General features: G+C 43.1%; 18 protein-coding genes. 4 read left to right on the forward strand and 14 right to left on the reverse strand.

Annotation, left to right across the window (positions count from 1 at the left end):
* Positions 1-3: 3 nt before the first annotated feature.
* The 6 genes from vxrB to UQW94_RS01565 form a co-directional block, all read right to left on the reverse strand.
* A complete protein-coding gene (vxrB, locus tag UQW94_RS01540) occupies positions 4-666 on the reverse strand; it encodes a response regulator transcription factor VxrB (RefSeq protein WP_005376251.1) in 663 nt (220 codons plus the stop codon).
* The gene (gene vxrA / locus UQW94_RS01545; RefSeq protein ID WP_025767766.1) at positions 641-2,095 is read right to left on the reverse strand and encodes a sensor histidine kinase VxrA; all 1,455 of its coding nucleotides are present in this window, start codon (positions 2,093-2,095) and stop codon (positions 641-643) included. Before vxrA ends, vxrB begins: the two co-directional genes overlap by 26 nt.
* 155 nt (positions 2,096-2,250) lie before the next feature.
* On the reverse strand, positions 2,251-3,627 hold the full coding sequence (gene pntB / locus UQW94_RS01550) for a Re/Si-specific NAD(P)(+) transhydrogenase subunit beta (protein ID WP_005376248.1): 1,377 nt from the start codon (positions 3,625-3,627) through the stop codon (positions 2,251-2,253).
* Between the two features lie 8 nt (positions 3,628-3,635).
* The gene (locus UQW94_RS01555) at positions 3,636-5,192 is read right to left on the reverse strand and encodes a Re/Si-specific NAD(P)(+) transhydrogenase subunit alpha (protein WP_225473054.1); all 1,557 of its coding nucleotides are present in this window, start codon (positions 5,190-5,192) and stop codon (positions 3,636-3,638) included.
* Between the two features lie 434 nt (positions 5,193-5,626).
* On the reverse strand, positions 5,627-5,908 hold the full coding sequence (locus UQW94_RS01560) for an HlyU family transcriptional regulator (RefSeq protein WP_005376244.1): 282 nt from the start codon (positions 5,906-5,908) through the stop codon (positions 5,627-5,629).
* Between the two features lie 41 nt (positions 5,909-5,949).
* Positions 5,950-6,318 (reverse strand): late competence development ComFB family protein, encoded by a 369-nt coding sequence (locus UQW94_RS01565; RefSeq protein WP_053303639.1) that lies wholly within the window; start codon positions 6,316-6,318, stop codon positions 5,950-5,952.
* 253 nt (positions 6,319-6,571) lie between these two features.
* Here UQW94_RS01565 and UQW94_RS01570 point away from each other — a divergent pair, with 253 nt between their 5' ends.
* On the forward strand, positions 6,572-7,810 hold the full coding sequence (locus UQW94_RS01570) for a sensor domain-containing diguanylate cyclase (RefSeq protein ID WP_025998618.1): 1,239 nt from the start codon (positions 6,572-6,574) through the stop codon (positions 7,808-7,810).
* Positions 7,811-8,061: 251 nt separating this feature from the next.
* Here UQW94_RS01570 and UQW94_RS01575 read toward each other — a convergent pair whose 3' ends face one another.
* Positions 8,062-9,021: a diguanylate cyclase gene (locus UQW94_RS01575; RefSeq protein WP_064369249.1), complete on the reverse strand. Its 960-nt coding sequence runs from the start codon at positions 9,019-9,021 to the stop codon at positions 8,062-8,064.
* Between the two features lie 273 nt (positions 9,022-9,294).
* On the opposite strand from UQW94_RS01575, the gene UQW94_RS01580 reads away from it, so the two are divergent.
* Positions 9,295-9,732 carry a DUF3069 domain-containing protein gene (locus UQW94_RS01580; RefSeq protein WP_005376232.1) on the forward strand — a complete coding sequence of 146 codons (438 nt, stop codon included), beginning with the start codon at positions 9,295-9,297 and terminating at the stop codon, positions 9,730-9,732.
* 76 nt (positions 9,733-9,808) lie between these two features.
* Here UQW94_RS01580 and modC read toward each other — a convergent pair whose 3' ends face one another.
* The 4 genes from modC to UQW94_RS01600 form a co-directional block, all read right to left on the reverse strand.
* Positions 9,809-10,915 (reverse strand): molybdenum ABC transporter ATP-binding protein ModC, encoded by a 1,107-nt coding sequence (modC, locus tag UQW94_RS01585; RefSeq protein ID WP_225473057.1) that lies wholly within the window; start codon positions 10,913-10,915, stop codon positions 9,809-9,811.
* Positions 10,912-11,601, reverse strand: a complete 690-nt coding sequence (gene modB, locus UQW94_RS01590) for a molybdate ABC transporter permease subunit (protein WP_017820163.1) — start codon at positions 11,599-11,601, stop codon at positions 10,912-10,914. The genes modC and modB overlap by 4 nt, the downstream gene beginning before the upstream one ends.
* Positions 11,602-11,628: 27 nt before the next feature.
* Positions 11,629-12,384 carry a molybdate ABC transporter substrate-binding protein gene (gene modA / locus UQW94_RS01595; RefSeq protein WP_137282621.1) on the reverse strand — a complete coding sequence of 252 codons (756 nt, stop codon included), beginning with the start codon at positions 12,382-12,384 and terminating at the stop codon, positions 11,629-11,631.
* Positions 12,385-12,453: 69 nt separating this feature from the next.
* Positions 12,454-13,905, reverse strand: coding sequence for a cobyric acid synthase (locus tag UQW94_RS01600; RefSeq protein WP_025767761.1), 1,452 nt, complete (start codon positions 13,903-13,905; stop codon positions 12,454-12,456).
* Between the two features lie 155 nt (positions 13,906-14,060).
* On the opposite strand from UQW94_RS01600, the gene UQW94_RS01605 reads away from it, so the two are divergent.
* Together UQW94_RS01605 and UQW94_RS01610 are read left to right on the forward strand one after the other, a co-directional pair.
* On the forward strand, positions 14,061-14,435 hold the full coding sequence (locus UQW94_RS01605) for a YgiW/YdeI family stress tolerance OB fold protein (RefSeq protein WP_005376220.1): 375 nt from the start codon (positions 14,061-14,063) through the stop codon (positions 14,433-14,435).
* 154 nt (positions 14,436-14,589) lie between these two features.
* Positions 14,590-15,126, forward strand: a complete 537-nt coding sequence (locus UQW94_RS01610; RefSeq protein WP_017634623.1) for a hypothetical protein — start codon at positions 14,590-14,592, stop codon at positions 15,124-15,126.
* Between the two features lie 122 nt (positions 15,127-15,248).
* On the opposite strand, the gene UQW94_RS01615 is transcribed toward UQW94_RS01610, so the two are convergent.
* The 3 genes from UQW94_RS01615 to UQW94_RS01625 all read right to left on the reverse strand — a co-directional run bounded on the left by UQW94_RS01615 (position 15,249) and on the right by UQW94_RS01625 (position 18,144).
* Entirely contained in the window at positions 15,249-15,932 is a 684-nt protein-coding gene (locus UQW94_RS01615; RefSeq protein WP_047101086.1) for an ATP-dependent zinc protease, read from the reverse strand.
* Positions 15,933-15,943: 11 nt separating this feature from the next.
* Positions 15,944-17,131 (reverse strand): aromatic amino acid transaminase, encoded by a 1,188-nt coding sequence (locus UQW94_RS01620; RefSeq protein ID WP_053303643.1) that lies wholly within the window; start codon positions 17,129-17,131, stop codon positions 15,944-15,946.
* Between the two features lie 155 nt (positions 17,132-17,286).
* A complete protein-coding gene (locus tag UQW94_RS01625) occupies positions 17,287-18,144 on the reverse strand; it encodes an AraC family transcriptional regulator (RefSeq protein ID WP_182016090.1) in 858 nt (285 codons plus the stop codon).
* Between the last annotated feature and the right edge of the window lie 65 nt (positions 18,145-18,209).

The raw sequence follows: 18,209 nt of genomic DNA on the forward strand, positions 1-18,209 counted from the left end.
GACTTATGCTTTCATCTTGTAGCCAACACCACGAAGTGTTTCAATTTCCAGTCCTGGCAGTTTTTGACGAAGCTGTAGTACATGTGTATCAACCGTACGTGTTGTCGGGAAGTGATTGTAACCCCAAACGTGGTCAAGTAGCTCATCACGAGTAAACACGCGACCTAAGTTTGACGCCAAAAATAGCAGCAAATCAAACTCTGTTCGAGTAAGCGTAATTAGCTCGTCTTTATAAGTCACTTCACGAGTCGAGCGGTCAATCTCTAGGTCTTTTGTAATCACTTTATCAGCGTTGCTTTGTTCTGCTGAATCCGGTGCTCGTAGCTGTGCACGGATTCTCGCAAAAAGCTCCGCCTCAGCAAAAGGCTTTGTTAAGTAGTCGTTCGCGCCGGAATCAAGGCCTGCAACTTTATCTTTTACGGTAACAAGTGCCGTTAACAAGATAACTGGTACGTCTTTAATCTGTTTCCATTCTGGGAGACATTGTACAGAGTCACCATCTGGGAGTTGGCGATCGAGAATTACCAAGTCAGCTTTTTTCCATTGTGGCTCTACGTCTGCAATACGCTCCACATGTAAACACTCATATCCTGCTTGTTCCAGGCTTACTAACAGGCCGTCAGCCAAGTTTTTATCGTCCTCAACGAGAAGCAGTGTCTGTTTCACAAGGTATCTCCAATATAAAAGTTGTAGGTGGTCCCATTAAGGACATTTTTCCGCCCATGCGGCCTACCATAGATTCAACGATTGTTAATCCAAGTCCTAACCCGCTCTTACTTACGAACGGTTTCTTCAAATTTGCCCAATCTTTAGCCGTTAGGCCTCCTGCATCTCGGACTTGGAATACTATTTTTTCTTCACTAGTTGAGACATCCAATTCAACCGGTGCGACACCGTACTTAAGCGCATTACGAAGCAAGTTATCGATACAAGTTCCTAACCAGTACACATTAACTTTAGCAGCCACATCTTCATTGATGTTAAAAAGCACGGCACTATCAAATTCTTCTTCGATCTTAAATTCTAACCAATCTGCAACGGATGGTACCCAGTCTGTTGCAAGCATTTGGTTATCAGATTGCAAATAATCTTTACTCGCTTCTGCCAATTGACGCAGGCGGCGCGTATCTTCACACAATCTGCGGAATTCGTCATACACACTTTCAGGCAAATGCTCGAACTCTCGACGAAAGCCCTCAACCGTTAGTGACAGAGATGCAATCGGTGTTCTGAGCTCATGCGTTAAAATTTGCAACACGAGCATTCTACTACGTAGTTCTTCTCGCTTGCTATTCCAACGGTACACCGCCCAACCAATCACCAAAAGAATATTGGCGATTACCAGTATGATCATACTGATCCGCAAAACTTGCGAGTGATCTTCTACATCCCAACAAATATTACCTCGTTTAACAAAGCAACTTTTGCTTTGAGACGCTAGAGCGTATGACAGACCCGCATTCGCTACGTTCTCTTGCCAGATATCTTTCTCGAAAACAAAGTAACGGTCACCACGTCTTAACCAAAGTTCGTTACCTTCAATAAACATGCTCGCGCCTGCAATCAAAGCATTAATGGCGTCGTCATCCATGTTTTTCAAGCTTTCTAGCAACTCATCCCCTTCCTCGTTATCACGCTCTTTTATATGCATGTACTGAGATAGTTTGGGTTTGAGTTCTGGATACTTATCCACATAACGTGCCGCATACGTCCCACCACCAGGGTGAATGAGACCACTACGCGAGAACCAACGAGGTGTCAGCTGCGTCCCTTTACAAATCGCCCTTGTAAATACTAAAGGCTCAGTAATTAAAGGACTTAATGGTAATTTGCCACGACAAGTATTCGCCAAGCTGTAAAGCTGTTGGATATCTTTTAACGGATAGTCAGACGTTTGCGGCAGAAGCGAATCTGGCGCAAGTAACTTGGTAGGATAATTTGATTGCAGAATACGAATATCGTACGACTTAAGAGCTACTTCATAGTTAAATAGCTCTGTAAACGTATCTATTCTTTCTGGTAGTGAATCGGAAAATGCAGGTGCCGAAAAAAGCGGCAATACAGTTGCAAAACCGAGCAAAAACTTTTTAATCAAACTGTTACCGTCACTTGTTACATTAGCCAAAACTATACATCAATCTACAAGCAATTGACATCTGCTAACAGAAGGATTTGCATTACTATAACATTGAAACGGAACAAAAAAGGGCCAGCGATTGCTGACCCTGTATAGTTTTAAATCAAGAATGGTTAAAGTGCTTTAAAAATAGACTCAACACTTTCTTTCGCATCACCAAATAGCATTGATGTATTTTCTTTGAAGAACAGTGGGTTCTGTACTCCTGCGTAACCAGTATTCATTGAGCGCTTGAATACCACTACGTTTTTCGCGTTCCATACCTCCAATACGGGCATACCAGCGATTGGGCTGTTCGGATCTTCCAGTGCGGCTGGGTTGACCGTATCGTTAGCACCGATAACCAATACGGTATCGGTTTCTGCAAAGTCATCATTGATTTCATCCATTTCAAGAACGATATCATACGGTACTTTTGCTTCAGCGAGTAACACATTCATATGCCCCGGTAGACGACCCGCTACTGGGTGAATCCCAAAGCGAACTTCAATACCTTGTGAACGAAGTACATCAGTAATTTCATGAACAGGGTATTGTGCCTGAGCTACTGCCATGCCATATCCTGGAGTGATGATTACTGATTTTGAGTTCTTCAACATCTCTGCAACTTCTTCAGCCGTTGTTTCACGATATTCGCCCTGCTCTTCGTCACCTGAAATCACTATCTCTTGACCAAAACCACCGGCAATAACACTGATAAACGAACGGTTCATTGCTTTACACATGATGTAAGAAAGAATCGCACCTGATGAACCTACCAAAGCACCTGTTACAATCAATAGATCATTTGCTAGCATGAAACCTGCTGCCGCTGCTGCCCAACCTGAGTATGAGTTCAACATAGAGACAACAACTGGCATATCAGCACCACCGATTGAAGCGACTAAATGGTAGCCGAATGCGAACGCGATCAAAGTCATCACAATAAGAGCGAACATGCTGCCATCTGCTTTTACGAAGTAGATCATAAGAAGCGTAGAAATAACAACCGCTGCGAGGTTCATTTTGTGCTTATGAGGCAGGTTAAGTGGCGACGAAGAAATCACACCACGCAGCTTACCAAATGCGACAATTGAACCGGTGAAAGTTACGGCACCGATGAACACACCCAAGAATACTTCTACAAGGTGGATAACATGCTCAGCATGTGTTGCTGCTTCTGGCGCATCTAGGTAGCTGTTGTAGCCAACTAAAACCGCAGCTAAACCTACAAAGCTGTGTAGAATCGCAACCAGTTCTGGCATCTCGGTCATTTCTACTTTCTTCGCATAGAAAATACCGATCGCACCACCTATCGCCATCGCGATAATGATCCAACCAAAACCTTGCGCATCTGGGCTAAAGATCGTCGCTATTAGCGCGATCGTCATACCAGCGATACCGTAGTAGTTACCATTACGAGCAGACTCTTGCTTTGAAAGCCCCGCCAAACTCATGATGAAAAATAATGCAGCAACAATGTAAGCTGCTTGTACTAATCCTGCAGACATTGTGACTCCTATTTATCTTTGCGGAACATTTCAAGCATACGCTTGGTGACGGTGAAACCACCGAAGATATTGATACTCGCGATCAATACGGCAATAAAAGATAGGAATGAAACGACGCCATTACCTTGTCCAATTTGCAGTAATGCACCAACGACAATAATGCCAGAGATAGCATTCGTTACTGACATTAGTGGAGTATGAAGTGCATGGGTAACATTCCATACTACGTAGTATCCGACAACACACGCTAGAACAAATACAGTAAAGTGAGAAAGAAACGCTGCCGGAGCAACCGATGCAACCCATGCAAAGGCTCCAACAGCCGCTGCCACACCAATAATTTTCTTCGTTGGAGACGTAGGTTCTTCTACTTTAGGCTCTGGCTTCACAGGCTGTTCTTGTTTCACTTGCGGCTGAACTGAAACCTGAATTGGTGGCGCTGGCCAAGTAACTTCACCTTCTTTCACCACGGTAACGCCACGGATAACAACATCTTCAAAATCAATATTGATGTTGCCATCTTTCTCTTTACACAGCAGTTTTAGAAGATTGACAAGGTTTGTCGCGTAAAGCTGAGAAGATTGTGTTGGCAAACGACCAACCATGTCAGTGTAACCAACAATTTTTACGCCGTTATCCGTCATGATAACTTGGTCTTTCACTGTATATTCACAGTTACCGCCATTAGCAGCTGCCAAATCGACAATAACACTGCCCGCTTTCATGCTGTCGACCATTTCTTTGGTGATCAACTTCGGCGCAGGTTTACCAGGGATGAGCGCGGTCGTAATAATGATATCAACATCTTTAGCTTGCTCTGCGTATAACTCTGCCGCTTTTTTGTTGAAGTCATCAGACATTTCTTTTGCGTAGCCATCCCCGGAGCCTGACTCTTCTTGAAAGTCAACGGTCAGGAACTCAGCGCCCATCGATTCAACTTGCTCTTTTACTTCTGGGCGGACGTCAAACGCACGGACAATGGCACCTAAGCTACCTGCAGCACCGATAGCCGCCAAGCCAGCGACGCCAGCACCCGCAACCAATACTTTCGCTGGAGGTACTTTACCGGCAGCCGTAATTTGACCTGTAAAGAAACGACCAAACTCATGAGCTGCCTCAACCACTGCACGATAACCAGCGATATTAGCCATCGAAGATAGCGCGTCTAAGGCTTGTGCACGTGAGATACGAGGAACGGAATCCATGGCAAGAACGTTAATGTTCTTACTTGAAAGTTGTTCCATCAACTCAGCATTTTGAGCCGGCCAAATAAAGCTAACCAGTGTTGCTCCATCTTGCAGTAACGCAATTTCGTCAATGCTTTGCTCATCATCCACAATTGGCGCATTAACTTTTAAAATAAGGCCAGATGCCCAAACTTCTTCACTAGAAACGATTTTCGCACCAGCTGCTTCATAAGCGGCATCATCGAAACTCGCTAGCACCCCCGCTTGGGATTCAATCGCGACATCGAATCCCAATTTTATTAACTGCTCAACCGACTTCGGCGATGCAGCCACTCGCGATTCACCCGCGAGTATCTCTTTAGGTACACCGATTTGCAAAACGCATACTCCTTGTATACATATCAATAAATTAGTCCCAAAACAGAGCGTCGCTCTACTCTAATTCTTTTTTATTTCTATCTGTTTACCACGCAAGACAATTGCAAACGAAAGATGATGTTTGGGGACACCCATTTGCACAATAACACCTTGACTAACAGCCCTGTTATTATTCTGTTTGTATCGAACGCGTCTCATTACTTCAAGTGTTTTGTAATTTAAATACTAAATTTCATTACATATAACGCTAAGTAATGAATGATTGTCGCTCTGTGCACGAAAAATAACAACGCAACACCGTACTAGACTGAGGTCTAACCAGGTAACGATTAAATACTGACTTAACAGAGATTTAAGCGTTAAAAAGAAAGAGCCACTAGCATATACACTAACGGCTCTTTTTAAGATGACTGGAATCAAATTGCAGTAAATTGCTAGTCGAAGATTTTATCGCCCATTTGATCAATAAACATTTGAGATTTCTTCAACATAAGGTCATTGGCATCTTGCTCTGAGCCAAGCAAATCGGAGCGAATAAACCGATGTGTTTTCACTTCATCATTGTCATGCTTTTCTATTCGACCAGCGATGCGATATTGTCCGCCCTCTGAAAGGCTCTCTGGGTAAATAAGGAAACCTTTATATTCAACTGGTTCGATATTTTTGGCTTCAACCGTTTTCTCACTACCACCAAACAAACGCGAAAAAAATCCCACGATTCCTCCTTGGGTCAGCTCACTAGTCAACTGAGCGACTCTTACTTAATATTAACGTTAAGGATCGGTTTTTCATACCAATCCAACTCTTTGTCATCATCATAACTAGTATGGGAAAAAATTACAGGCACATCATACTCTCGGTTCTTACGCCTGTCTTCTTTCACCATTTCTGCGGCGTTTTTCACCGCTATATCCGCGCTTTGCTTAAACTGGCCTAATTTTTGTTCAGGAAGTGAAGACAAAAAATCAATATCATGACGGATATAGACAGGCTTGAGCTGGATAAGCGCAAGGCAAGCAATATCGGCTAACTGTTCGTTGTCATACTGTTCTAAAAATTCGGGCAAACTGAGAACCTGGCCTACTAAGGTTTCCATGTAATTGTGCACATCTGAGCTTATCTGCATCTGTAAATCTCCTTTTTCCTATGAAATGAGTATAGCAACGACTTGTTTATAACAACTTATTGATTGCTCTTAATTTAATCAATCTCTCTCTTTTTGCCGTAATGTCTTCCAAAATACTTGGGAAAAGGAACAAATAGACGTATTCTTGCTAGTTCTCAAAGTTCGAAATTCAATAACGGATAAATATCCATATTGATAAAACGATTTACCTAACCAATTATATAGTCAACTATTTTCAGGCAGTTTGTAATAGATGTCCTCATCGTCAATGACTTCATCAGGCTTCAGATTCTTATTCCCTTTTTTGCTACTGGGCATAGTGAGTTCGGGCATGGACAGCATTATTCAGATGACTCAGGCAAACTGGGGCATTGCCGCAAACTTGCCGTACATACTATTAGGTTGTGCGCTACTCCTTTGTTATTCATTTAAGCAAGGCAGAGAGTCCATGGTGTGCTTGGCAATGTTGCTAGCCTATTTCGTGATACAGCACCGCCTACAAGTCCCGCTTCAAAGTGGTACCGCTTTACTTGAGCTAACCATTTTAGCCACGTTACTTCCTGTCTCGTTTCTTACGGTATTTTTGTTTAGTAAAGAAGGTTTTGACTCTAGAGCCATGTTGACTTACATCTTGATGTTAGCAATGTTCGTTCTTTGGTCTTATCTAACGCTAGCATATTACGTTGAAGGAGGGTTTGAACAATGGACAAGCGGTATTTTATTTATTGTACCTACGGTCTCTAAACTGCCTTTAATTCTTGTTTTATATTGCGTGGGTATTGTCTGTTTTCTTGGAATCCTTGTTTTAAAGAAGAATGAAATTATCCATGCGATGACCTACTCTGCCATGGTATTGGCGTCTGCGACGTTCATTTTCTTTGATGTGCAGTACATATCAAGCACCATGTTTACGCTAACAGGGCTGCTTATCATTATTTATGCCGCTTCCGCTAGCCATCAACTGGCTTTCACCGATAGCCTAACGCTGATTCCGAGCAGACGTGCACTTGATCTCGATCTAAAACACATGGGTAAGAAGTTCACGATCGCAATGCTTGATGTTGACCATTTTAAAAAGTTTAACGACACCTACGGTCACGATACTGGTGATGACGTTCTAAAAATGGTCGCTTCGCGCCTCACTAAAACCCCAGGCGGCGCAAAAGTTTATCGATTTGGCGGAGAAGAATTTACCATCGTTTTTAAAGGCAAATACGCTGACGAATGTAAGAACTTTTTGGAAGAAGCTCGCAAATCGATTGCAGAATACGAGATGATATTACGCGATGAAGAATCTCGCCCTGAGAACCATAAACAAGGACAAAAACGTCGTGGTAGCAACAGTTCGAAAAGAAAGTCGGTTTTTGTTACCGCAAGTTTCGGAGTTGCTGATAGCCGGAATGGGCAAGCTCCTCTGGACGTCATTAAATCAGCGGACGAAGCACTTTACAAAGCGAAAAAGGCCGGACGTAACTGCATAAAGCTTCGTTAGACCCTCACCAATCGTGAAAGTTAACAAGCTTGTCTGGGTTTACAACAAAACCGAACTTCCCCATCAGCATAATAACTGCACTCATCGTTGCCACTATCCCGATGTTATCTATCTAATCAAAGGTATAAGGTATACGCCCGATTGCGACATTCCGTTCGCACTGTTTGCCTATCTTACTTTGAGTGAGCTTTAAAATAACCACCAAAAAGTGACAACGCAACAAAAAGAGCGGCATTCATAAGGTTTTGTTTTTAAAAAGAATTAACTATAGTATGTGTGTTTCTTCCCAAAGACTTCGAGGTATATAGCGCTTTATCAACGGTTGCATACAAGTCTGATTGCACTTCTTTCCCTGTCGGTTGAAAAACAAAAACACCCTGTGACACCGTCACTCTATTTGACACACTAGAATACTCATGTGGGTAATCGAGAAAATACATAGCCTCTTGTATACGCTCGGCTTCTCTTTCTGCTGTTTGAGTGTCGGTACACCCTAGCAACACGACAAACTCTTCTCCACCATATCGACCTACATATTCCCCAGAGCGACAAAACGTCGCCTTTAGTTGATTCGCAATCGCTTGCAAGCAACGATCGCCTTCAATATGACCGTAATTATCATTAAACGGTTTAAAAAAATCGACGTCCAATAGAATCAAAGCCATTGGCATGTTGTGACGGCCATGCCATGCAACCATCGATTCCAACTTATGGTCGATATAACGGCGGTTATAGAGTTTGGTTAGGCCATCTTCATTCGCTTGCTGAGTCAAAAGTTGATTAACCTGCTCCAATTGAGCTGTCGCTTGCTTAAGCTCTCGTCTCATATGAGCAATACGCTGCATTGCGATAAGTTTAGAGTTCAGTACCAGTTTATCTACCGGCTTAATTAAATAGTCATCACCGCCCGCATCTATGGCTTTAGCAATCATTTCTGGCTCTTCGTGACTACTCAAGAAAATAATTGGGATCCAATCCGGAAACGTTTCTCTTATATGAAGAGAGACTTCAAAACCGTTCATATCTGGCATTGATATATCGAGTAACACCAGTTCCGGATCAAAACTCTCGTAGGTATTTAACGCCTCTAGTCCACTACCTACGGCTTTTACAATATGTCCAAGTTGCTTTAGACGAATAGCCAACTGCATCCTGTCTAGCTGAACATCGTCAACCAGAAGGATTCGCATCGATGTCCCTGTCGGTTGCATAACGCGTTCCATTTTTAATTATGTCTTTATTAAACATATACCATACTCATAGAGTTGTTGCATTTGACTCATAATTAAGTGCTATATTTTTGTTTGAATATCACGGAATCCATTGCATAAAGCAGTTAGACTGGACGTTACCCTATCTAATCATGGCCTGTGAGCAGAAGTTCAACAAACTCATTCACTTTGGTCATCTTGCGGACTAATGGGTATAGCTATTTGATGCATTTGGTATTAATATTCTCGCCTTTTTGTAATGAGAGACACACCATGTCAGAAGCAACTAACAGCGAAAGCAAAAAAATCGATCTAGCCAGCATTTCTCCAGAGCTACGTAAAGTTATCGAATTTGACGAAGTTCCAGAGCAAATGTTCGAAATGGTTACCTCTATCCATGAAGTGTCTGAAGAAGCGGTACGTGAATCATGGGACGAAATGCCAGCAAGTGCACAGAACATTCTAGACAACTTTGAACAGTTTCATGCTCTAGTTTCTGTAGGCCAAGCATTCGCTGGTATTAATGTGATGGAAGAGTTTCCGACTCTTAATCTGCCAGAAAACATGACAGATGAAGATAAAGAAGAATACCGTGCTCAACTACTTGATAATGTGCTTCACAACTGTGTGAAAGACATGGTTAAACAACTTAAGAAAGCACGCCGTGACCCACTTCTTAAGCGTGAATTCAAAGAAGTATTCGCGAAGTAATTCCGACATTCTTCTAGTAACAAAGGCCGCACTTTGCGGCCTTTTTTGATCATGAAGCGTAAATCAGTCTAAACGGTTAATGAGGCGCTAGTGCCATATCTTTTTGTGTCACACTGACACCTTTAATTTGTGCAAAAACACGACTACCAACTTTTAGGTTGAGATCATCAAGGGCCCACGGTGTGATCGTTGCCCACAAATAACATTTCTCGTCTAGCTTGAGTGATACATTAATACTCTGCTTGTCATCGGCTGCGTTAAGCGCCTCGATGGAATCGACAATAGCAGGCAAAATATTTCGAATCGACGTCGCCTTGGGTTGCTCGAGCGTGATAGAAACGTCGTTGGCACGCACTTGCAAGCGTATTGGCGTGTCTGGTGTTCCGTCAATCTTTTGCACCCACAGGAATACATTAGGTGCAAGGCTGATACAAGTCAGTGCATAACGTTCATGATGTTCAGCAATCCGGCCTTCAAATAAGCTGCTTTGATCTGAGAAAGATTGCCATGGACGCATAGCATGAGAAGCCCACACTTCCTCAAGCTTACCTGAACTCGAAATTTTACCTTGGTCAATAATTGCAAGGTGCTGAGCAAGCCTTAAAATTTCCTGGAGACTGTGTGTGACATAGATAATAGGGATATTTACCTTCTCCGACAACTCCTCAAGAAAAGGCATTACCTCACGCTTTCTTGGCATATCGAGTGAGGCAAGTGGCTCATCCATCAAAAGCAAATTGGGTTTAGATAGCAATGCGCGCGCAATCGCAACACGTTGCTTTTCACCACCAGAAAGTGATACCGGAAAGCGCTTTAGTAACGGTTTGATAGACAAGAGTTCGGTGACTGCATCAAAATACTCGTCATCTTTTTCTTTAACGCCATATAACAAATTGCCTTGAACCGAATAGTGAGGAAACAAACGTGAATCCTGAAACACATAACCAATACCACGCTTGTGCGTTGGTAGGTTGATTCCCTGTTCACTGTCAAACAAAACATGCTCACCAACCGCAACATACCCTTGCCTTGGAGTGACCAATCCGCTGATGATGTTAATCAACGTCGTTTTACCTGCACCAGATCGTCCAAACAAGGCACTAATTCCGTTACAGGGTAACTTAAGTTTAATGTCGAAGTCAGTCTCACCAAGCATTTGTTTAAATTGGACTTTAATCGTCATTGCTTCGCACCCAATCTGCTTGCCGCTTTACGATTTAGCCATTCAGAGATCATTAATGTAGACAAGGCTAACGCGATAGAAATGATACACAGACGAGCCGCCTGCATTTCTGCACCTGGCGTTTCAATAAAGTTGTACATTGCCAGCGGAATCGTTTGGGTCTCACCCGGAATGTTAGAGACGAAACTGATCGTCGCCCCGAATTCGCCAAGACTACGAGCAAATGACAGCATCGTGCCCGTAATAATTCCGGGAATGGTCAGTGGTAACGTGACGGTGAGAAACACTTTTAAAGGAGAAGCGCCTAACGTAGAGGCTGCGTGCTCCAATTTAGGGTCGACGCTATCTAAGCTTAAGCGTACTGAACGAACCATCAAAGGCAAAGCCACGACAATACAAGCGACTACTGCCCCTTTCCAATTAAAGCTAAAGACTACCCCTAAGTTTTCATAGAGCCACTTTCCAAGGAACCCTTGTCGTCCTAAAGAAATCAACAATAAATAGCCGATTACCACTGGCGGCAATACCAGTGGTAAATGAATTAAGCTATCGAGAATCGATTTACCAATGAACGTTTTTCGAGAAAGTAGCCAAGCCAGAAAAACGCCGAGAGGAATCAGCCAAAGTACCGCGTACGCGCCTACTTTGAGGCTTAACATTAAGGCTTGGTATTCCAGTTCTGTCACGCTTCGTTCCTATAATTGAAGGCCGGTTTATTGCTGAAAGCCATATTGAGCAAAAACGCGTGCGGCTTCGTCCGATTTTAGGTACTGGAAGAACTGCTCCGACTCAGTAGAATCATTCACAATTGCAGCCGGGTAAACAATAGCCGCATGCGTATCACTTGCAAATTCGCCGAGAATTTTGACTTTATCAGTTAACTGAGCATCGGTTTTGTAGACCACACCTAAAGGCGCTTCTCCACGTTCAACCAACGCCAAAGCTAAGCGCACATTCTTTGCTGGTGCGACGTGAGTTTGAACCGCTTTCCATACACCCAGTGTAGTCAATGACTCTTTCGCGTACATACCAGCAGGTACTGACGTCGGATTTCCTAAAGCAAGACGATTTCCATGCAATGCCTTCTCCCATGCCTTTGCATCAGAAAAGTTAAATGAGGTTAATTCTGAAGACTGAGGAGCAATCAACACTAAGCTATTGCGCACTAGATTTGTGACATTGTCACGATAAATGACGTCTTTATCGACCAAATAATCCATCCATTTCGTGTTCGCAGAAATGAATACATCCGCTGGTGCGCCATTGATAATTTGTCGAGCGATAGAAGAAGAACCACCATAAACGGGAGTGATAGAAACGTCATACTTTTCTTCAAAGTTTTGCGCGATCTCGTTAATCGCATTCGTCATAGAAGAGGCTGCATACACTTTTAGGTTCGTTGCTGCGTTTGCTGAAAATGAAATGCTTAATACTGCCGCAAGGCAAGCATGCTGTTTCCATGCTTTCATAGAGATACTCCAATACAAGGCAAGCGAAAGAACAGGTTATTTGAATATAAAGTTCAATCAGTTAATGTGCTATTTAAACAAAAAATCAAGGCGCATATGTTGTTCTATCGCATCTGCGATGCGATTAATGCCTTGCTCCTTTAACTCTTTAAAGTCTTGTTGTTTGATTTGGGTGCCGTTTACCCATTCTGATACCAGGCTTAAGACATCTGCCTCATCAAAGAACCCGTGAAGGTAGGTTCCCATGATTTGGCCACACTCGCTGATCGCCCCTTCCGCTTCACCGGAACTGAATGTAAGAGGTTGCAGGCCCCGTACTTCACTTCGCCCTACGTGGATTTCATAACCCTTTACATTGGCTGTTTTGCCGTTAAGAGAAAGCTGTGCTTGTGTGTTTGTAAGCTGTTTGCTGTTAGTTAGCGTCGTAGTGATATCAAGCAAGCCAAGTCCTTCGCTTTGACCTGGTTGGCCTTCGACGCCGTTTGGATCATCAATCAAGTTTCCAAGCATCTGGTAGCCACCACAGATACCAATCACTTTTCCACCAAGACGAATATGACGCAAGATATCTTTATCCCACCCTTGGCTTCTTAGATACTCTAAGTCGTCTCTCACTGATTTGGTCCCAGGCAAAATAACAAGGTCGGCTTTATCTATTTTTTCGCCTTTACCTACATAACGTAGATTGATATCTGGATTCAATCGCAGCACATCAAAATCAGTATGATTACTAATCCGGGTTAAAACAGGCACAACAACATTCAGTTTTACCTCAGAGTGCAACTCTTGCTGCGCAGTGATCGCGTCTTCTGCTTCTAAATTCAAACCATGAAGAAAAGGAAGTACACCAAGTACAGGTTTACCTGTTTTTTCTTCTAGCCAATCGAGGCCCGATTGCAATAAGCGAATATCACCTCGAAAACGGTTGATAACAAATCCTTTTACTCGCGCTTGTTCAGATTCAGAAAGTAACGCAAGTGTTCCGTACAAATGTGCAAACACTCCACCACGATCAATATCAGCAACAATGATCACTGGTACATCAGCGGCCTCAGCAAAACCCATGTTTGCAATATCGCCTTCTCGTAAATTGATTTCAGCAGGACTCCCCGCGCCCTCGATAATGATCGAATCAAATTCTTGAGTCAGACGAGAGAAGGAATCTAACACCGTGTCCATCGCCACTTTCTTGTAATCATGAAAGCCAGCCGCATCCATATTGGAAATCGCCTTACCCTGCAAAATGATCTGAGCACCTGTATCACTGTTAGGTTTAATCAAAACCGGATTCATATGTACGGTTGGCTCAATATTACACGCCTGTGCCTGAACGGCCTGTGCTCGACCTATTTCACCGCCATCTTTGGTTACCGCACTATTTAGTGCCATGTTTTGTGGCTTAAATGGGGCAACATTTATCCCTTTTCTTGCTAATACACGGCATAAACCTGCCACAAGGACACTTTTTCCGGCATCCGAAGTGGTGCCTTGAACCATTAAAGATGGGATCGCTGATTTCATGAACATTTGTAAGGAATAGAGGAAGATGAACAATCATAACGTCATCGTCCCCACTTACTCAAGCAAATGAATAGAATATGAATGTTGAAATCATCATTGGTTCAAACAAGCCCTGTTTTAATGACCCCATCAAAACAAACCGATGAGGATGTAACATGAAAAAGAATACAATTATCGCAACAATCGCCGCCTTAGCTATTGCTCCTTCTATCGCGTTCGCGAAAGATAACGCTCAAAACCAATCAAACTTGCAGTTTAACGGTCCTGTCACTGTGGAAAAATTGGATGCCTTGCTAAACGACTCCAATATGTTTACTGAAAAAGATGTGGTCGTTGAAGGTAACTTATTGCGTCAAGTTCGCGCGGATAAGTTTGTCTTTAGCGATGGTTCCGGTGAAGTGATGGTCGAACTCGATGACGATATTCAGCTAAATACTCCGATTGATCACACGACTAAAGTCCGTCTGTTTGGCGAATTTGAAGGCGGGAACAAACCAGAGATTGAAGTCGAACAACTCGTGGTCATGTGAAACAAACCCCGATTGCTGTGCATATCAACATGATGTAGTGACGATTACAGCTAAATAGTGACGGCAAGCACTTAAAATGATAGCTTTATCAATCTTGGTCTGCTTTTTGCAGACCATTTTTTTGTTCATTTTATTCATCTTGCCCGGAGACACCATGCTAGGTAAAGCTCTAAAGGTTGCAGCCTTTGGTTTGTGTGCTATTTTGCCACTTTCCGCACATGCAAATAATTTCAACTACAACACGATGGAATTTCGCATGGGCACTAGCCCTGGTACATTTGGTGGCGAGTTCAATACCTACTTTACAGAGAATACCCATTTCATTGCTCGCGCAGACAGTGAATTCAGCGGAGACTGGGACATTGCTGGTGGTATAGGCTTTAATGGGCCAGCAGGCCAATTTGCAGATATTTATGGCCAAATGTTGGTACACAACATTAAAGAGAACGGCAGTGATAAAGTCGGCGACGAGTGGCGCACGGAAGTGAATATTGGCACTCGTATTTGGTTTATGCAAAATGTTGAGCTACATGGCCGTATCGGCCAAATCATAGATAATGACGATTCGAATACCATTTACAATCTAGGCGCACGATTCCACTCAACTCAGCAACTATCGCTTGGTGCAGATTTTAAAAATAATGGTGTCTATGGCCAGCAAATTGTAATGTCTGCTCGTTTTGCATTTTAGTGGATATGACTACCAGGCATCACAAGCAAGCATATGATTCAATAAAAATAGCCTCCGATTTTGGAGGCCATTTTTTGCTAATCACGAATTATTAGCTTGTAGCAGAAACTAGCTGTAATACATCAGTTTTTAGCGGTTTTTTTAGGTTTATCTTGCACATATTTTTTCGATACATCTACAACGGCGATATCTCTAAAAAAGCTTCGACCAAGCAAAATTGGAAACGTCATATGTCCGCGATCCGCTAACGTAAACTCTGTCTTTTCTTTGTGATCCCCAACGGTAATGTAGGCTTTTACCACCGCTCGTTTATCCACCTCTTCTGACGAAGACTGCTTAACTTTAGCCCAGCGCTCAACGGGTACTTTAAATTCTTTGGTGTCTTTGTCACCTAAATCTATCTTAAATTTAACCCAGTCTTTACCATCACGCTCAAACGGAACAATGTCAGTCGCACTAATTGATGATGTTGTCGCACCTGTATCGACTCTAGCCTTGAAAGTCTGGTCAATTTCAGGAACATAAACCCATTCTTCAGAACCAAGAATTAACATGCCATCGGGTGTTTTTGTGACCTTGACTGGCTTCTTAGGCTTTGGTTCCGGCTTTTTCTCAGGTTTCGCTTCTGGTTTGGGCTCCACCTCAGGCTTTGGATCTACCTCAGGCTTCACTTCTGGCTCTACTTTAACGGGCTCTTCGACCTTTGGCGACTCTGGCTCAACAGGTTCCTGCGTCGTTTGAGTTGACGTACAAGCAATTAAACTGCCGCTCATCATAAGCGGCAGAATCAGTTTCCAGTTTTTCATCCACACTCCAATTAAGCTTGAGATACTTTCTTAATTGCGTCCGCTACGTATGGAATATGAGTTTCGGTAAGTCCGGCAATGTTAATTCGACCATCGCCAACACCATAAATGCCATAATCTTCACGCAGTTGCGCCATTTGGTTTCCACTAAAGCCTAGCACAGTAAACATGCCTTTGTGACCCTCAATGAAATCAAATTGATCTGTATTATGGTTGTTTCTCAACTCGTTACACAAACTTTGACGAAGGCTAACCAAACGATGTTGCATTTCACTCAATTCTTGCTTCCAAACGGAAGTGAGCTTGTCATCTTGCAGAATGGTCTTGACTAAAGCTGCACCATGGTCGGGTGGCATCGTGTAAGTCGAGCGAGCTAGAGTGAGGAGTTTACCTTTTGCATTGGTTACATCATGCATGTTCTTACCAACCACAATCGCTGCACCAGTTCGTTCACGGTACAGACCAAAGTTCTTCGAACATGAAGTAGTAATCAACATCTCTTCAACGTTATCTGCCATAAAACGAAGACCTTTTGCGTCTTCTTCTAGGCCATCACCGAAGCCTTGGTAAGCAATGTCCACAAATGGGATGAAACCGTTCTTCTGCGACAATTCTGTAATGGCTTGCCAAGCAGAGAAGTCAATATCCGCACCAGTTGGATTGTGGCAACAACCATGAAGAAGTACCACATCTGAAGGCCCAGCTTTCGCAAGATCATCCATCATTTTTGCGGTGTCTACTTGTTTCGTTTCCGAAGAGAAATAGTGGTAGAACTTAACTTTAAGGCCTGCTGCTTCCATTACTGGCTTGTGGTTTACGTAGCTTGGGTTGGAAATCCAAACCGTCGTATCTGGCTGTGCGATCTTCATCAGATCACCGAGCATACGCAGCGCACCACTTGCACCTGGCGTTTGAATTGCTGCAACACGATCCATTGCAGACGTTCCCGTCAGCAGCAAATCGATCATGCTTTTATTAAATTCTTCGCAACCCGCAAGACCAACGTAAGACTTGGTTTTTTGAGTTTCAACAACGACATCCTGCGCCATTTGAATGGCTTTCATAATCGGCGTTTCGCCTGCGCTGTTTTTGTATACGCCAATGCCAAGGTCAACCTTGTTTGGACGTTCATCGTTACGGTATGCAACGGATAGAGATAAAATAGGATCTAATACGGGAGTTGGGAGATTAGAAAACATGAAAGTCATAACCCTTTGAAATTCAAGTACCGAACCTCACGTTAACACCATCGCAAAAAATGACGAAATGATTTTTCACTTATTTCATCAATTAGAGAACAAAATTCTGGCTTACGGTGAGTTTTGTGCGCTCTATCGTTCAGAAAAAGAACGATTCACTCCTTGTCGTACCAATCCACTCTACCGTTTTTTCTAAACTCTCTTGGTGTCATGGTCGACCACGCTTTAAAACGTGTACTAAAGTTAGCGCTTGTCGGATATCCGACTATTTCTCCAATATGCTGAATTGGCCATTCTGTTGAACGAAGTAACCTAGCAGCATATTCCATGCGCATACGCGTTAAATGTGCCATTGGGCTTCGACCAAACTGCTTTTGAGTCAGTCGATGCAAATGAGGCTCCGAGCATGGATATAGAGCCGCCACCTGCTCAACGCTCCAATCCTTATGGAGCTGACGTTGGACAAGGTCAAATACACGCCGAAGCCTCAATTGGCTGCGTGATATCGACTCTGAGGGCGGCATGTTTAACATCAGCTCTAACTGAGCCACACTATGCTCACCTACCGCACCACCATAATCGATTGGAAGGTGAATGCTGCGTAGTAGTGTTTGGATACATGCATACATCACTTCAGGTGTAGATGAAAGCTGATAGCGAACATCACACTCTAATATCGGCCACTCTCTATCAGTAGCAAGAAAAAGCCACGCGATCTGCCAAGGTTCTTCTTCTATACCAAAACCGTTTTCAACACCTGCGGGTACTGTAATCAACGAGCCCGGTTCCAAATCGTATCGATAAGTCCCACTCTCTAGCCACCCTTTACCACGCACCGTATAGAGCAGCATGTGTTTCTTTTGGTTTTTACGATAAACAGAGAAGAAGTCACGACAAGTGGCAATGCCGCACTGCACAATGCCTCTCTCCTCAAGTGCTAATACTCGACTGTGATCAATAAACTCTTGATAAGTTTTTTCTGAAATCGCGTAGCGTTCTTGTTTATCTTCCATGATTTATTGGCTCACATGTGCGTTAGTAGAGAGTTTTACAAAGGTTTTGGATTCCTTTGAAAAAT

The sequence above is a fragment of the Vibrio sp. PBL-C16 genome (assembly GCF_034321865.1).
GTDB lineage: Bacteria > Pseudomonadota > Gammaproteobacteria > Enterobacterales > Vibrionaceae > Vibrio > Vibrio alginolyticus.

Coding starts and splice junctions, on each gene's coding strand:
- UQW94_RS01570 (WP_025998618.1), top strand. CDS start 6,572: ATGTCCTCATCGTCAATGACTTCATCAGGCTTCAGATTCTTATTCCCT.
- UQW94_RS01615 (WP_047101086.1), bottom strand. CDS start 15,932: ATGAAAAACTGGAAACTGATTCTGCCGCTTATGATGAGCGGCAGTTTA.
- UQW94_RS01625 (WP_182016090.1), bottom strand. CDS start 18,144: ATGGAAGATAAACAAGAACGCTACGCGATTTCAGAAAAAACTTATCAA.
- modA (WP_137282621.1), bottom strand. CDS start 12,384: ATGAAAGCATGGAAACAGCATGCTTGCCTTGCGGCAGTATTAAGCATT.
- UQW94_RS01610 (WP_017634623.1), top strand. CDS start 14,590: ATGCTAGGTAAAGCTCTAAAGGTTGCAGCCTTTGGTTTGTGTGCTATT.
- UQW94_RS01600 (WP_025767761.1), bottom strand. CDS start 13,905: ATGAAATCAGCGATCCCATCTTTAATGGTTCAAGGCACCACTTCGGAT.
- UQW94_RS01620 (WP_053303643.1), bottom strand. CDS start 17,131: ATGTTTTCTAATCTCCCAACTCCCGTATTAGATCCTATTTTATCTCTA.
- modC (WP_225473057.1), bottom strand. CDS start 10,915: ATGACGATTAAAGTCCAATTTAAACAAATGCTTGGTGAGACTGACTTC.
- UQW94_RS01605 (WP_005376220.1), top strand. CDS start 14,061: ATGAAAAAGAATACAATTATCGCAACAATCGCCGCCTTAGCTATTGCT.
- UQW94_RS01565 (WP_053303639.1), bottom strand. CDS start 6,318: ATGCAGATAAGCTCAGATGTGCACAATTACATGGAAACCTTAGTAGGC.
- UQW94_RS01580 (WP_005376232.1), top strand. CDS start 9,295: ATGTCAGAAGCAACTAACAGCGAAAGCAAAAAAATCGATCTAGCCAGC.
- pntB (WP_005376248.1), bottom strand. CDS start 3,627: ATGTCTGCAGGATTAGTACAAGCAGCTTACATTGTTGCTGCATTATTT.
- UQW94_RS01575 (WP_064369249.1), bottom strand. CDS start 9,021: ATGCAACCGACAGGGACATCGATGCGAATCCTTCTGGTTGACGATGTT.